Source organism: Variovorax paradoxus (genome assembly GCF_040544635.1).
Taxonomy (GTDB): Bacteria; Pseudomonadota; Gammaproteobacteria; order Burkholderiales; family Burkholderiaceae_C; genus Variovorax; species Variovorax paradoxus_R.
Window position 1 is genome coordinate 303,779 of sequence record NZ_JBEPKJ010000003.1, and the last position, 17,498, is coordinate 321,276.

The 17,498-nt window shown below is 61.4% G+C and carries 4 protein-coding genes; all 4 read right to left on the reverse strand.

Annotated features, from left to right (window positions below; genetic code table 11):
• Positions 1-13: 13 nt before the first annotated feature.
• Entirely contained in the window at positions 14-12,670 is a 12,657-nt protein-coding gene (locus ABIC94_RS07190; protein WP_354372346.1) for a calcium-binding protein, read from the reverse strand.
• Complete coding sequence (locus ABIC94_RS07195) at positions 12,667-13,371, reverse strand: hypothetical protein (RefSeq protein ID WP_354372347.1); 705 nt, start codon at positions 13,369-13,371, stop codon at positions 12,667-12,669. Before ABIC94_RS07195 ends, ABIC94_RS07190 begins: the two co-directional genes overlap by 4 nt.
• A 219-nt stretch (positions 13,372-13,590) precedes the next feature.
• Entirely contained in the window at positions 13,591-15,075 is a 1,485-nt protein-coding gene (locus tag ABIC94_RS07200; RefSeq protein WP_354372348.1) for an HlyD family type I secretion periplasmic adaptor subunit, read from the reverse strand.
• Positions 15,072-17,255: a type I secretion system permease/ATPase gene (locus tag ABIC94_RS07205; RefSeq protein ID WP_354372349.1), complete on the reverse strand. Its 2,184-nt coding sequence runs from the start codon at positions 17,253-17,255 to the stop codon at positions 15,072-15,074. The genes ABIC94_RS07200 and ABIC94_RS07205 overlap by 4 nt, the downstream gene beginning before the upstream one ends.
• Positions 17,256-17,498 lie beyond the last annotated feature (243 nt).

Here is a 17,498-nt window from a genome sequence, read left to right on the forward strand (position 1 = left end):
CTCCGGGCACCGCTCAGTGCCAATTGGCGGCAATGACGGAGTTCAAGCTGCTCTGATAGTTCGCTGGCAACGTAGTCTGCCCGGCCGCAGGTGGAGAGAAGCTCGCCATCGCATTCACCAAATTCTGGACTTGACTGTCAAGCAAAGTCTTGCCGTCGCTCGTCTTGAACTGTTCAATACGATGGGGATATGGAGTCGAGCCCGAATACTGAAGATTCCAGTTCTGAATGGACACCTTATCGTTTGTTCCAATGATGCTCACTTCAAGAAAATTACCCACACTCTGAAACCATAACTGATCCACCGAGACTCCCGCCCCAAAGCTCAGCACATCGGTATTCCCAGGGGTCCAGTCCTCTTCACGAAGCAGGTCTTGGCCGTCGCCTCTTCCAAACACGTAGACGTCGCCCCCATTGCCGCCAGACAAGGTATCGTTGCCCGAGCCACCAACGAGTGTGTCGACACCATCTTCCCCGTACAAAACGTCGTCGCCTCCATCACCGTTAAGGACATCGTTCCCCGCGCGCCCATAGATGGTATCGGCCCCAGCCCAACCGTTGAGAGTGTCCGCTGCAACAGTCCCCGGAATTCGGTCTGCACCGTCAGTTCCCGCGCGGATGAGAGATCTGATTGCGTCAGCGTCAATTGACCAGCCGTCGGAAAACTTGACCAGTTGAATTGGATTGTTTGCGCTGTTCTGATCAAAGAAGCCACGCACGACAATCTTGTCACTCGTCCCCGCGATGCTCAACTCAAGGCTTTCGTAACTGCCGTCGAGCGTGGCTTTCGCCGAGACTTCTGAGGGCAACACGCCATCCTTGAATTGCAAGATATTGAGCTTGCCGGCGGTTGAGTCATAACTGGTGACGATGGTGTCTTGCCCGTCACCCTTGCCGAACAAGTACGCGTTGTTTCCTGCGCCGCCGTTCAGTTGATCGCTTCCAGCACCCCCATCGAGTTTGTCATTGCCGTAGCCTCCAATCAGCACGTCGTCCCCCGCCAGGCCAGAGATAGTGTCATCGCCCTTTGTTCCTGTGATGGTATCTGCCGCAGCGGTTCCGGCCAGAGCCGCCGTCAGAATCAAGGCCATGCTCCAGACGGTGCCATCCGAAAATTCGATCTGCTGCACTGGATTGGAGGGATAGCTGGGATCGTCGAACAAGAAGAAGTCGCGCACCGTGACTTTGTCGGCCGTGCCGACGATGCTCAGCTCCAGACTGTCGCTGCCAGCGCTGGTCACGCGCTTGACCGTCAATTCCGATGGCAGCACTCCGCTCTTGAACCGCAGCACATTGAGCTTGCCGGCCGCTGAATCGTAGGTAGAGGTAATGATGTCCTGCCCATCGCCTTTGCCGAACAGATACACGTTGTTGCCTGTACCACCGTTCAACTGATCGTTGCCGGTTCCACCGTCAAGCTTGTCGTTGCCGCCACTTCCATTCAGAACGTCCGCGCCGGCCTGGCCATAGACCGTGTCGTCGCCGTTCGTGCCAGTGATGGTATCTGCCGCAGCGGTTCCAGCGAAAGCCGCCGACAGGAGCGCGGCGATATTCCAGGCTGTGCCATCCGCGAACCTGACCTGCTGCACCGGATTGGAGGCATTGCTTGGGTCATTCGAGTAAGAGAAGAAATCACGCACCGTGACCTTGTCGGTCGTGCCGGTGATGCTCAACTCTAGGCTCTCGCTCCCAGCATCAGTCACGCGCTTGACGACCAAGTCCGATGGCAGCACTCCGCTCTTGAACTGCAGCACGTTGAGCTTGCCGGCGGTCGAGTCGTAGGTCGACGTGATGGTGTCTTGGCCATCACCTCTGCCGAACAGGTAGACGTTGTTGCCTGTGCCCCCGTTCAACTGATCGTTGTCGGCTCCGCCATCGATCGCATCTGCGCCGTCTTCTCCATAGAGTTGATCGGCCCCTTCTCCACCGTTCAGGACATCATTGCCCTTGCCCCCATATGCGGCGTCCGAGCCGTGTCCCGCATTGACAAGATCGTCCCCGTCCGCACCATCAATTAGATCGTTGCCGCCGAGCCCATCGATCGTGTCGACCCCGTTGGTTCCGAACAGCGAGTCGTTCGCTTCGGTGGCAACGCCGCGGGCTTTCGACTGGATCGTTGCATTGTCCCAGGACGTCCCGTCCGCGAATTCCAGCCGCTGCACTAGCGTTGATGGGTCTTCGCTCCAAGTGGCGCTGGTTCGCAGCGTGAAGCTGTCCGACGTGTTTTTGATGGAAAAGTAGATATTTGCCCGATCTCGCGAGATGGTCACATCCTCAGCAGAAATAGCCGCATCCAATCGAATGGTGTTGTTTCCGGAAATTCCAAGCTGCTCCTCGATTCGATCATTGCCCATCCCGCGATACATCAAGTAGGTGTCGTCACCTCCCTCTCCACGGAGCACGTCGTTGCCCAAGCCTCCATCCAGGGTATCGGCACCGTCGCCACCATTAAGTTGATCGTCACCGGCGCCACCGTTAAGCACGTCGATTCCACCCAACCCGTAAACAACGTCATTGCCTCCGAGACTGCTCAAAACATTGGAACTATCGTCGCCGTAGATCGTGTCGGCACTCTCGGTCGGCGTGCCATTCGCCATCACTGTCAACTCGCCCTTGTTCCAAATGGTTCCATCTGTGAACTGCACCCTATCGATGACCGCGTCGCTGAAGGAAGTGAACCAGTTTTCCAAGGTCAATTGGTCGGCCGTTCCCTTGATGGCCAGGATCAAATCTCGCGAGTTGCGCGTGACCTGTATGTGCGTTGGCTGGAGATCGGCCGCCATCCGCACGACGTCCAGTTCTCCGCCCGCCTCTCCGCGGTCATTCGCAACGTCCTTGCCCATGCCGCGCGACATCACGTATGTATCGTCGCCCAGGCCACCCTCGAGCCTGTCATTGCCTAGCCCGCCATCCAGCACGTCGTTGCCTGCGCCGCCGCTCAGCCTATCGTCATCTGCGCCGCCTGTGAGCATGTCGTTGCCCATTCCACCGTCCAGGGTGTCTCTGCCCGCTCCACCATTGATCGTGTCATCGCCCTTGACACCATAGATGACATCGTTGCCGGCAAGGCCGTCGAGGGTGTCACCCGCATCTGCGCCGTACAGCGTGTCAGCCGATGCGGTCGCGGTGCCATTCGCCACGGTGGAAAGCACGTTAGCGTTCCAGACTGTTCCGTCCACGAATTGAACCCGCTCAATTTGGTATCCAACGCCTTTGAACCAGTTTCTCAACATCAACCGGTCTGCGGAGCCGTTGATGCTCAGATAGAGGTGATCGACATCGCGCGTCACCTTCACGTCACTCGCCAGAATGCCCGCACCAAACTTGACGACGTCGATGTTGCCTTGACTCAGGTCATAGTCGCTGACCTCGTCCTGCCCCATTCCACGGTAAGCAAGGTATGAATCGTTGCCCTTGCCGCCGTCCAGGCTGTCATTGCCAGCGCCTCCGTCCAGGATGTCGTCACCGCCTTGCCCGAAGAGCGTGTCGTTTCCTCCCAGGCCATTCATCACATCAGCTTGCGCGTTGTCACCGTACAGGGCGTCTGCCCCCTGGGTTGCGTTCGCTATGGCTACCGTTTTGAAGCCGGTCACGTCCCAGCGAACGCCGCTGGCAGCGTCGATGCCGTTCGGCACAAAGGTCAGCGGTGTTGCGTTCTCTGCCCCCTTGAAGATGAAGTTGCTCGCGGAGATAGCCTCCGGCAGCAGGTTGTAAAAACCGATCGCGATACCTTGACCTTCAAATTCCGCGAATACTTTCGTGAAGTGAAGGCCGCCCGGGAGGCCCGACGATTGATCGAAAACGAGCGTCTTGAGTTGCGAGAAATCGGTTAGCCAGTCGATCTGGCTGAGGTCGATCTTGTCTGCGCTTCCGTCGAAGTCATAGATCAGATTGGCCATTGCGAACTCCCCCCCGGCAAAGCCCGCATACTTGCCACCGCCGCCTGTGGGGGTCATGAGGAAGGTATCTGCACCGGCCCCGCCGATGCGAACACCAGCGCTCGGCGCACCCAACCATCCGCTGGAAGTCGGATGGGTTTGCTGCCAAATGAACAGCTCGTTGGGGGTAAGGCCAGGTGGGGGAGCCGGCGGGCTCGTCGCGGTGCTGGACGCGTCGACATAACCGTCATCCCCTTCGAGCAGGATGATGTCATCGCCACCACCTCCATCAAGCCTGTCTATTCCGGCCCCGCCGACGAGGATGTCCACTCCGAAACCACCCGTGAGCGTGTCATTTCCGTCGCCACCGTCAAGGAAGCCACTGCCACTGGTCAAGCGATCATTCCCCGCCCCGCCCAGCAAGATGTCGTTGGCCTCCAATCCGTAGGCGGTGAGGACATCGTCGCCAGCCCCGCCGTCCAAGAAATCCTTGCCGACGCCTGTGCCCGCACTCAACTGATCCGCGCCATCCCCGCCGAAGAGCCGGTCGTCTCCAGATCCGCCGTTGATGTAATCGTTGCCACTTTGTCCGTACAGGTTGTCCTGACCGGTCCCGCCATACACCTTGTCGTCACCGGCATCGCCATTGAGCACATCGCCTTCATTGCCCGCGTACAAATGATCGTTGCCGTCGCCTCCGTACAGCGTGTTCTTCCCAGATCCGCCTGGCGCGTTGACAGCGAAGGAATCGAAGCTGCCTTCGGACAGCAGTCCCGGATATCCCCCCATAAAGGCGAGCCACACCCGATCCGTGGCGGAATTGTTGATGCTCTCGTATTCAAGTCCGGTTCCGGCCCCCACCAGAATGTCATCTCCCGCACCGCCGGAGATCATGTCCACCCCACCGTCACCGATGAGGAGGTTGCGCCCAGTGTTACCCGTGATGATGTTGTTGGCGCTGTTGCCTAGACCCCAGATATCGCTGCTGCCCGTCAGGTTGAGATTTTCCACGTCGACCGAATCCGCCAACGTGTACTTCACGCTCGAATACACCGTGTCCATGCCGCCGTTCGCCAGTTCGGTGACCACATCGCCGACGTTGTCCACAAAGTAGCCGTCATTGCCCGCACCGCCGATCATGACGTCGGCGCCGCTGCCTCCGTTGAGGGAGTCGTTCCCTGCCCCTGCGTCGATCAGGTTGTCGGCGCTGTTGCCGAGCAAACGATTGTCGCCGGCATTCCCAGTCGCGTTGATGGCCAGCGTCCCGGTCAGGGTCACATGCTCGAGGTTCAGCTTGTCCGCGATGCTGTAGTCCACACTCGACACCACCGTGTCGCTGCCTTCGTTGGCTCGCTCGATCACGGTGTCATAGCGACTGTCAACAACATAGGTGTCGTCTCCGATGCCGCCAACCATCACGTCGCCGCCCAACTGGCCGTCAAGGATGTCGTTGCCCGCCCATCCGAACAGGTGGTTATTGCCAGCGTTGCCGATCAACTGGTTGTTCAGATCGTTGCCCGTGGCCCCAGCGTCCAGCGTGCCTGTCAGCGTCAGGTTTTCCAGCCCCGCGGCAAGCGTGTAGGAAACCGAGGACTTCACACTGTCCGTTCCCTCGTTGTCCAGCTCGGTAATGGCGTCCGATGCGTCGTCCACGATGTACGTGTCATCTCCCACACCACCGCGCATCACGTCGGTGCCCGCGCCGCCATCCAGAATGTTGTTGCCTGCATTGCCAGTCAAGCGGTTGGCGTTCGCATTGCCCGTGCCATTGATGCCGGCCACGCCGGTGAGCGTCAGGTCTTCAACGTCATTGCCGAGGACGTAACTCACGCTGGATTTGACGACGTCATAGCCGCCGCCGGCGACTTCCTTCACCACATCGCCTGCGCTGTCGACGAGATAGGTATCGTCGCCGGTGCGCCCTTCCATGGTGTCCGCGCCCTGCCCACCATCGAGTGTGTTCCCACCCGCATCGCCAACGAGCACATCGTCTGCGCTGGTGCCGGTGATGAGAACCTTCGACAACGCGGGCAGTGTGTCGGCGTTCGAGAAAATGAAGTTCGCAGCGGACAACTGTGCTGCGGTGACCCCCTTGAGGGTCAGGTACTGCGTTCCGGCTGCAGGCTGTCCCAGCCAGACGCGCAAGTACGACTCGTTGTTGTAGGTCACCGTGCTGAAGTTCAGTTCACCGAAGGTGCGGACCGCGCGAACGAGCGACAGGTCGACCCGCTCCGCGCTGTCGGCCACATTGAAGTCCGTCACCAGGTTTTTCAGCAGACCCAATGACGCGCCGGCCGACAGGTCTTCCTTCAGGACAAAGCGATCACTGCCACTCGAGCCGATCACCTGCGCAAAGACAAGGGCGCTTCCAGTCAGCGTCGTGTTGCCAAGCAATTGGGTCCCCGCCTGCGCATGTTTGTCTAGCGCCTCGTCGCCTTCCATGAGGATCGCGTCGTCACCGGCGTCTCCGTTGATGATGTCGAAGCCCGCGCCGCCAATCAGTTGATCGTCGCCCGCGCCGCCCCGCAACACATCGTCGCCTGCGCCGCCGTCGATGACATCGTCGCCTCCTGCCGGACCATCGGTGGTGGTATCCCCGATCAGCGTGTCATTGCCCGCGCTGCCATGAAGCACATCGTTCCATGTGCCGCCATGGATCGAATCATCACCAGCGCCCCCCCAGATGGTGATGTCGTCATTCGGCAGCACGGCATCGGTCGCGCCGTCCGCTCCGATGGCCGGCCGGTTCGCCATCAGATATTCTCTGGCTGTGAAGCCCTCCGGAACCGTCAGAAAACTGCCGGGGCCGAGGCTCGAGGGCAGCACCCCCTTGAGCAACACAGTTTGACCGTTGCCGAAATCAATTTTCGTGTCGGCACCTTGCTGGGTCAATTGCAGCGCGGACCAGATGTCCACCGCAAATCCAGACACCACGATTCTGTCCACGCCGACTGCAAAATCACTCACCACATCGGAGGCGCCGGCATCCTTCTCGATCACAAACCAGTCGCCGCTGTTGCCCCCAGCCAAGGTGTCACTGCCCAAGCCACCGAACAGTGCGTCCATGCCGTCCCCGCCAGACAGGGTGTCGTTGCCTCGCCCACCAATCAAGGTGTTGTTTGCAGCATTCCCGGTCAATGCGTCGTTGAACTCGCCACCGATCAGGTTCTCGACGGATCCCGGGTTCTGAATGGTCAGGTTGGCGCCGGCCAGCGTCGCCGTTCCGGCGCTCAGGTCAATCCGGCTCGCGCTGCTGATCGCTGCCGCGTTGATCGTGTCCTGTCCCCCATTCGTATCGTTGAGCACATTGCGCCCAGCTGTGGCCGCCAGTTGGCCAAACTCGTTCGTATAAACGTATTGGTCATCCCCCACCCTGGAGACTGCCCCAAAGACATCCATGCTCCAGCTGTTGAGCGTGCCGACGTCACCGGTCGTCGTGTCGATGACCTTGAGGGTCCAATTGCCGTTCACCGACTCGCCGCGCAGCAGCGCTGTATTGAACACATAGTCGAGCGTGCTCGATCCGTTGAAGCTGGCGTCGCCTCGATCCGATGCGGCGCTGCCCGGTGCTTTGCCGGGCCGATTCATCAGGACCGACTCGGTCCCGGACGGCGAGATCAACTTGACAATCAGGTCGCCCGGCCGAGCGTGGGTGATGTTGAGTCGGACCTCTACATGCTCAACGAGGATGGGTGAGTTGCTCACGGTTAACGTGTGGCTGATACCGTTCGGGTTCCCGTCCGCAATGGCCAGATTCAGGGCACCGGATGCGACGGGCTGCAGCAAGCTGTTTTCATTGCCGTACGCCTCCTGGTTGGTCCAGGTCTCCGCCAGGCGAACAGCGGCACGGGCATCCACCTCGCCATAGCCGTAGTCATGGCTCGCGTGCATGCCGCCGCCGTTCCAGGTCTTGCTGCCATTGGTCTGCCAACTAGTACTGGCGTCATCGACCTTGCGCGCGGAGATGGCCAGAATCTGCTGGATATCGCGATACCCCAACGACGGATTCGCTTCCAGCATCAATGCCACGATGCCGCTCACGATGGGTGTCGCGAAACTGGTCCCTTGGGCCACCGTCTCGTTCGCCCCGAACGTCGAGCCATTGCTGGTTTGCACCAGACGAGAGGTGGAACTCACGTTGGAGCCGGGCGCACTCACGAGGATGCTGGCACCGGGGCTGGAGAAGGGCTTGCCACCGATCTGCAACAGGCCCAAATCCGTCTTCGCATTGATGGCGCCGACGATGATGCTGGAGCGGGTGTTGGAGATATTGGAGTAGTTCGTGTCGCCGCCTTTCGCACGGTCATTACCGCCGGCGGTGACGATGACGGTCCCCAATCCATGTCGTCCGAACTGGATCGCGTCCTCATAGGCCTCCGGCAAGCTCCCGAGCTTTGCCGGGGTGAACTTCACGTCGAAGTTGCTGGCCGCGCCCCAGCTGTGGTTGACCACGTCGTATTGCTGCATCTTCGACAGCGTGCTGAAGTCTTGGGCACTCAGCCAATGGCCTGCCACGGTCGCACCGTAAGCGACACCGACACCGCCGATGCCGTTCCTGCTGCCCACCATGACGCCCGCAACCATCGTGGCGTGCTCGCTGAATTTACCTTCGCTGCCTTCGCCGGCCAACTGACCCGGCTGCGCGTTGGCCAGCCACTGCGCGTCGATGTTGTCTTTAAGGTCGCCATGTCGGTAGTCGAGCACCTCCTTGGTCGTGCCGAATGAACCGCTCGGCTCGAACTGGCCGATGCGCACGCCCTTGCCGGTGTAGTCCTTCCAGACAGGCAGGATATTGGCGTCAGCCAAGTACCACTGGTCCGTCACCAGCGGATCGCTCGGCATGTCCGGAGTTTTGAGGTACACCGCCGCGCGCATGCCGGCAGATTGGCCGGTGCTGCTATCGGTGATCGTCGCGGCCACGTTGCCCTTGCTGTCGATCACGGTGTACTTGAACCCCATGAAGCCAGTGAAGCTGGCATCGGGCGTAAAGAGTACGTCGCCCGCGGAGGTGATGCTGGCCGTGCCACCCGTGACATCGAACAACTGGGCGATCTGCAACGCATCGCCCTGCCAGTCGATGTCGTTCGCGAGCAATTGGGCTTTGCCGATCAGATGTGGATTGGTGCGGTCGAAGCTGATCCCGTTCTTGTCCTTGCTGAGCACGTCCTTGACCGGCAGCGGGTTCTCCAGCCCGACGCTGCTGCTGCTGGGAATCTCGACCCGGCTCACGTCGGCAAAGTTGGCCCGCTCGACGTTCTTCACAAAGTCGGTGCCATCGCGCCCGGCGACGTTATCGCTGATCCAGACGCCGCCCTCGGTTTTGAGAATGCGGTACTCGGAATAATTGCCCTGGAGCTCGATGGCATCGGTGCCATCACCGCCATCGATGGTGTCATCGCCAGCCCCGCCTTTGAGCACGTCATTGCCCAGGCCGCCAAACAGGCCATCGTCGCCCAGGCCGCCATCCAGGAGGTCGTCACCAGCTCCGCCGGAAATGTTGTCTTCCCCCCGATGGCCGCGCAACACGTCATTGCCCGCACCGCCATCGATCAGGTCGTCGCCGTTCTCGCCAGACAAGGCGTCCGCGGCTGAACTGCCGATCAGGACGTCATTGCCATCGCCGCCCCGCATGAAAACACTGCTCCGGCCATCCGCCACAAACATGTCGTCGCCACGGCCGCCCTGCGCAACCTCCACCTCGGCTTGAGACAGATTGAACATGACACCCCGGTCGCCGACGACTTGAACTATGTCCGTGCCTGCACCACCATGGATGTTTTGCTGCAGATCGTTCGCATCGATGAGCAGAATGTCATCACCGGCGCCTGCATTGAAAGTGTCGCTTCCCAAACCACCGGCCAGCCAGTTGTTATTGGCGTCGCCAGTGAGTACATCATTGCCATCGGCTCCCGCAGCATTGCGCACCCCCTTGCTGGTCACATCGATGGTTTCGCCTGCATCATTGCCAGCCACGTAGGAGCTGGTGGCGGATGTGTTGGTGCCTGCCTGTGTGTTGACGACGGTGCCGCTGCCGGACGTGTTGCTGGTGCTGCCATTCGGATTGGCCAGGAAGTTCGCTGCGATCGCTTCCTTGGTTTGCCCGTTCTGCACGAAGGTCCCGCGCGCGAGCACTTCGTTGCCGTCGCGCACCTCGCCGCTTTGCGCCGTGTTGGCGAGGTTGATCTGGGTGATTCCCAGTTCGCTCAAGGTCTTGAGTTCACTGGCCTCACCGCCGTCGATGACGCCGTTGCTATTGGCATCGTTCCAGCTCTTGCCGTCGTGGTTGCCGTCCACCCACACCTTCACACTGTCCCACGCCGCGTCTGCACTGGTGAAAAGATTGTCGTTGTTGCTGTCCAGGCTCTTCAGCGCAGCGAAGCCATCCTTGAACCGCTTCTCTCCCGCGTTACCGCCTGTGCCTGCGGCGCCACCGAAGTATTCGGAAAGTGTTTCGCTGATGTCATCGATCTTGCCGTTGCCGTTGCGGTCGACAGCGACGATGCCATCGGTGGCGCTGACCCAGCCAGTCTGCTCCAGGCTGCCGCCGTCGTTGTCGGTGTCGAAGAGCACAGGGGCCGTGCCGTACTGCGTGAGCTGGACGCCATTGCCGTCGAGGTCGAGCACCAGCGGGTCAGTCGGCAGTGTGAATTGGGCCAGAGTGTTCGCCGTGTTGAGCCAACTGCCGATCAGCCAAGGATCCGGGTTGTACAAGCCACTGCCGAGCAAGTTGCCGCTCGGGTCGATCACCGGGGCCACCGTGTTGCCGTTGCCCGGACGCCAGCCGTCTGCCAGGATTTGAGTGATCGCCGCGGCACTGGTGTTGTCCACCATGCCACCGACATACTGATCGTTGTTCAGGTCGTCGGCGTTGTAGCTGAGGTTCCAGCTTCCACCACTTGCAACCTGACCTTGGGTGACTTGGGCGGCTTGCGCATTCGGATCATGTGCGGCCTCTTCTGCCGCGGCGAGCGTGTTGGCGGTCGTAAGGGTGAAGGCGTTGGTTTCCGTGCCGTTGGCTGCTTGTCCGAACGGGGTCGTGACGCTGCTGTGAACAGTGCCGTCGGTGGCGGTGGCTGTCTCATTCACAAAATGGGTCGAGAAATCGACATCCCGAACGATGGTGCTGCCGTCGTCGAAGGTCTGGACGTTCTGGCTGGAGCGGACATTGCCATCCGCGTCTTCGACAAAAGTCGTACGACTCCCGTCAGGCTGCAATTGGTGGACGAGTCGGGTGCCATCATTCAGATAGCTGCTCAAAAACGATCCATCCGTTCTTACCTGCAATCGCGTGCCGTTGGCAGAAACGACGCTCGTCTCATTCCCTGTGCGTACCACAGTGCCCAGCAATTCGTCGTTGGAACTCAGCAGCCGAATGCTTCCATCGGCATCCGTTCGGAGCCAGCTTCCTTCAGGGTAGTCCGCCAGCATGGCCGACCATGCGCTCTCACGCGCAACTTCGTTTTCAGTATCGGCGCCCAAGGCAGCAAGGGCGGTCGCCGCATTGCTCGTTGAGGCGCTGCTGCCAGGTGCAATGTCGCGCGGCGGCACCTGTATCGCTTGTCCCGATTCGTTCGAGTAGGTCAATCCTCCGGCAGCATTCTGCGTGGCGACATAGACGCCCGACTCGGATGCGACGATCCTGGCCACTACCGTGTCGTTGCCCTGAGTCAGGGCGGCTCTATCCAAATCTGAAAGACCCAACGCCCCGATCCTCGGCACGTACAGAGTAACCCCGTTCCGAACAACAAGCACATCCTCCTGCACCACAAACGCTCCGGGGGTGCTCGCGCTGGCGCTGTAGGTTCTGCGCACCGCCACGGAGTCGTTGCCGTTGCGCCATGTCAGCGTGTAGTCGGCCGGAGCGCTGGTCGCTGTGCTGCCGGACGCGCGTCCCACCGCAACGTCTGTGTACGCGCCGGCATGCGCTGCATCCGCCAAGCGGACACTGCCCTGAAAGCCGGCAAGCACCAAGCGATTCGGACTCAGCCCCTCGACGGTCAATATCTGGTTGGAGGCCAGATAGTTGTTGGTCATCAACCACTGGATTTGACTCTTGGCGTAGTACGCCACATAGTCGGTTTGAGTGCCGGATGGCTGCTGTGCAGCAGTCCAGGCCTTTGCAGCTTCGTAGGCCGTCTTTCCATTGAGTTGGGCGCCGAAGGGATCGATCAAGCCCGTGGTCGCATCGGCATACTGTCGCAAAGCGTCCCATTGCAAGCCCTGCGACTGCAATGAGCTCACGGCTTGGACCGCATTGAAGTTCGGATCGCTCGCCTTGAGTGCGCTGATGCGCAAATTCCAGTCGTCGATGTAGGACATGGCTTCGTCGCCGAAACTGACGTTCAATGCATTCCGTACGTAGGCGGACAGGTTCTCCGGGGTCTTGCTTTGCCCCGCAATGGCGGCCGCCAAGGCGGCGTACTCGTTTCGCACCGTGACGGCGCGCGCGGAATGAGAAACCTCGTGGCCCACCACCCGTATCAACTCTGCCAGCGCAGTGGGTTTGTTGCCGAATGCGATGAAGTAGTCGTCACTCATCTGAATCGTGTCGGGTGCGCCATTGGTGCCCGCTTGAAAATTCAACGCCTGATTCAAGATGCTGGCGTCTTCGGAGAACGTGCCGCCGTTCTGAAAGGTGCCTCCGCGGGCTTGAAATGCAGCAAACCGCTGACGCATGTCCTCGGAGGAATTGATGGCCGCCAGAAGCGCTGTGAACCCTGGACCATTCCGTGGAATTAGCGGATCGACATTCCGAAAAAGCGTCGACGTCGCGGTGAAATTGGGTGTTGTCATTTTTTTCCTCCTTGGGTGGTTGAGCGGGTCGGGCGAGCGTCGGGTCCGAGTGGCGTGGTGACCTTGGCGTAGGTGACTCTGAACTCGGTGATGCAACTGGGCAAGGTGGGCGTCATGCTTGCGCTTCGGTCATAGCCACCGAAAGTCTTGGTATAGCCTTCTACGTGCAAGCTGTGCGGCTGAACTGTCCTGACATGAAAGCTCCAGCTGGCTTTTTTGAGCCGCGTATCCAGCTCATCTCGAGAAACGCAAAAAGGAAAACCTTCCCCGTTCTTCGTGGCAAACTTAAAAGAGATGTCCACGCTCTCTGGAGATGGCCTTGCCGGCATGTCCAACATGGCGTGAAGAGTGCCTGCCGGCATATGAAGGTACGTCGCCGCAAAACCAGGATCGAACGGAAGTGACCCTGTGGCGTAGTAGTCCTGCATGCCCTCGCTGTAGTTAGGTGCCTTCTGATACACAAACCCGAACTCTGCGGCGAGAGATTCCGTTGTTGGTGGCGGGCCTTCCGCGATCTCAACCAGACGACTCAGCATGCGCTGTTCCGCCTGGCCCTTGCCGAGCGCCACGTAGCCAGCTTCGGCTGCTTGCGCGTAAACGTACTGAATATCGCCAACACCCAACACGATGCAAACACCCAACACAAGTTTGGCCATGATCGATGGCACGGGGCGCGACCCAACATTGACGACGTCTCTCATGTGCCGTCCCCCGTAGACAACAACATGCGCGTAAGACTGGCGCAACCGGTAGTGGCAACTGTGAATGAATCGATTGTGAGCGCACAGCAGCAGGCTCGCGCCCAGGCCGTATTCGTGTGGGTTCTGATCCGCATCCGGTCTTGGCTCATGAACTTCCTCCTGCTGTTTGTTTCTTGATTCATTGGTCCGCTAAATTGGCGCATTTGTGCACGTGCAAGCTCACCGCTCTCTCAAGCTCTCACCGGTCGCCTTTTGAACCGGGCTCAGCAGAAACTCAATAATCCGCCGCTTCCCGGTCTTGATCTCCGCTGTCAGGTTCATCCCCGGGCTCAGCTTGATCGGCTTGCCATCCACATCGATGGTGGTTGAGTTCAGGCTCAGCGTCACCGGGAAGATCGCCCCGCGCTTCTCGTCATTCACCGCATCCGCCGTCACCGTCTTCACCGTCGCGTTCACCGTGCCGTAGCGCGTGTACGGGAACGTCTCCAGCTTGATCGCCGCGTCCTGGGTCGGGCTCACGAACCCGATGTCCTTGTTCTCCAGGGTCACTTCGGCCGTCACCTGCGCCCCGTCGGGCACGATCACCATCAGGGGCTGCGCCTCCGTGACCACGCCGCCCTCGGTATGGGTGGCCAGCTGCTGCACCGTGCCCGCCACCGGGGCCTTCAAGGTGGTGAGCCGCTCGCGCTGCCCCGCCTTGGCCAGGTCCTGCGTGCCTTGCTGGCGCTTGAGTTCGGCCGCGGCCTCGCGCGTGCGCAGGCTGTGCTTGGTCTCGGCGATGTAGGCGGCCCGGGTGTTCTCGCTCTCGCGCAGGGTGGCGTTGGCTTCAGCGAGCCGGGCCCGCTGGGTGGCCAGGTCGCGCTCCAGCTCGATGCGCTCGCGCGTGCGGTCCTGGTTCGCATGGCTGGACATGAAGCCCTGGTTGGCCAGTTGGTGGAAGTCGGCCTCCCGCTGCTTGGCGATGGGCACCGTCGTCTCCAGCTTGGCGACCATCTCGCGCACCGTGGCGATCTCGGCCTGGCGGCGGTGGATCTCGGAAGCCGCCTTGGCGAGCTTGGCGGTGATGTCGCTCCATTCGTCGCTCAACTGCGCCCGGGTGGCGGCGATGTCGACCTCTGTCCAACCGGCTGGCATGCTTTTGCCCAGCTCAGGCGCCCGGGAGGTCGTGGGCATGTTGAGCGCCTGCAGCAAGGCGCGCGTGCGCAGCACCTCGGACTGCATCGACTTCAACTGCTCGTCGATGCTGGTCTTGTCGGCGGTGGCCGTGGTCGGGTCGAGCTCGACCAGGGCCTGTCCGGCCTCCACGTGGTCGCCGTCCTTGACCAGCACGCGCTTGACCACGCTCACCTCCAGCGGCTGGATGATCTTGGTGCGCTCGCTCACGATGATCTTGCCGGGCGCGACGGCCACGATGTCGACCTGCCCGAAGATGGCCCAGGTCAGGGCGATGAGGAACAGCGCGATCAGCGCGAAGGCCAAGCGCCTGGGCGCCGGATGCACGGGCGTGTCCTGCAGGCTCAAGGCCGCGGGCAGGAACGCCGACTCGTCGGACAGCCGCTTCGGTCCGGCCAGTTCATGGCGGTGCTGCCAGGCGGCCCGGAACACGGCCCGGTAGCGCCCGAGCAGTTCGAGCGCGGGGTGGCGCATGTCCCGCGCATGCGGCGCATTGGCCGCGGGGGCGGTGGTGGAGACTTCCGGTGTCATACCGCTCCCGCCCCTTCGGTCGGATGCCCGCCGCCCTGCATCGCCCACAGGTGCGCATAGATGCCCTTGGGCCGGTTCAGCAGCGCCTCGTGCGTGCCCCCTTCCACGATCCGGCCCTTGTCCATCACGATGATGCGGTGGGCATGCCGCACGGCGCTCAGCCGGTGGGCGATGATGAAGACCGTGCGCCCCTTGCAGATGTGCGCCATGTTGCGCTGCACGATGGCCTCGCTCTCGTAGTCGAGTGCACTGGTGGCCTCGTCGAAGATCAGGATGCGCGGGTGAGTGAACAGGGCCCGGGCAATGGCGATGCGCTGGCGCTGCCCGCCCGAGAGGCTCGCGCCCTGCTCGCCGACCATGGTGTCGTAGCCCTCGGGCAGTTCGCTGATGAATTCGTGGGCACCGGCGAGCTGCGCGGCGTGCATCACGGCCTCGAGCGGCGCAGCCGGATCGACCACGGCGATGTTCTCGCGCACGCTGCGGTTGAAGAGCGTGTTCTCCTGCAGCACCACGCCTACCTGTCTTCTGAGCTGCGCCGCATCGATCAGGCTGATGTCGATGCCGTCGACCAGGAGGCGCCCCTGCTCGGGGCTGTAGAGGCGCTGGATGAGCTTGGTGAGCGTGCTCTTGCCGGAGCCCGAGCGCCCGACGATGCCGATGACTTCGCCGGGACGCACGTCGAGGCTGACGCCGTGCAGCACGGGGGCGGCTTCGGGGCGGTAGCGGAAGGTGAGGTTGTCCAGCGTGACGCGGCCCTTGAGCGCGGGCAGTTGGGCGGCGGTGCTGGGCGGCACCTCGGTGCGGGTGTTGAGGATGTCGCCGAGCCGGGCCATGGAGATGCCGGTCTGCTGGAAGTCGGTCCACAGCTGGGCCATGCGCATGATGGGCTGGCTCACGCGCTGGGCGAACATGTTGAAGGCGACGAACTGGCCGACGGTCATGTCGTTGTTCATCACCAGGTGGGCGCCGTACCAGAGGGTGGCGGCGTTGACGAGCTTGCCGATGAGGCTGACGCCTTCGTGGGCCCAGCTCGCAAGGTTCTGGGTGCGAAAGCTCGCCGAGACATAGGCGGCGAGCTGGTTGTCCCAGCGGCGCCCGAAGGCCGGCTCGAGCGCGGTGGCCTTGACGGTCTGGATGGCGCTGACGGTCTCCACCAGCATGGCCTGGTTCTCCGCGCCGCGCGCGAACTTCTCGTCCAGGCGCCGGCGCAGGATGGGCACGACTGCCAGGCTCAGGCCGAAGTACAGCGGCATGCTCACGAGCACGATCAGGGTGAGGGGCACGCTGTAGAACAGCATCACGGCCACGAAGACGACGGAGAAGACGACGTCCAGCAGCACCGTCAGCGCGTTGCCGGTGAGGAAGCTGCGGATGTTCTCGAGCTCGCGCACGCGGGCGACGGAATCGCCGACGCGCCGGGCCTGGAAGTAGGCCAGCGGCAATTGCACCAGGTGGCGGAACAGCCGTGCGCCGAGCTCGACGTCGATGCGGTTGGTGGTGTGGCTGAAGATGTAGCTGCGCAGGCCGTTCAGCAAGGATTCGAAGACGACGACGACGACAAGGCCGATGACGAGCACGTCCAGCGTGGTCATGCCGCGGTGCACCAGCACCTTGTCCATCACGACCTGGAAGAAGAGCGGGCTGACCAGCGCGAACAGCTGCAGGATGAAGGAGATGAAGAGCACTTCGCCCAGCAGCTTCCTGTGCTTGACGAGGCTGGGGATGAACCAGGAGAAGTCGAACTTGGCGAGTTCGCCCGCGAGGCTGGCGCGGCTGGTGATGAGGATGAGTTCGCCGGTCCAGTGGGCGGCAAAGACCTCCAGGGGTTCGATGACGGGGCGGGCGGCTTCGGCCGAGGCGGCGGAGGGATCCTGCAGAAGCACGCGCTGGGCGTCGCACTGGGCCAGGATGACGACACGTTCGCTGGTGCTGCCGTCCTCGCTCTTGTGGCGCAGCACGGCCAGCGCGGGCAACGGCGTCAAGGACAGGCGCTCGGGTGTGGTGCGGGAGGACTTGGCCTTGAGGCCGAGCTGCCTGGCGGCACGCAGCAGCGTAGCGGTGTCGACGGATTCGGAAGGGGTCAGGCCCAGTTGATGCGACAGCAGGGCAGCGTCGGCGGCGATCTGGTGGAAGCGGGCCACCGTGCACAGGGCGACCAAGGACGGATGCGCCAATGGCACTGGGGCTGCGGACGTTTTTGCGCTCGCTTGCACCGTTGCCTGTAAGGCAACGGCTATCTCTGCTTCTCCCAAACTCTTTCTCCCTAGGCTTTTTTTATCCGCCTAAGTACATGGAGCCTCGGGCGATCGTTGGGATTGTCAGCCGACGGTTGAAATAACTATTAACAAAATAACTTACCACACAAAATCAGAGGTGAAAACGCGACATATTTCACATGACCCGGGAGCACATAGCCACAACCC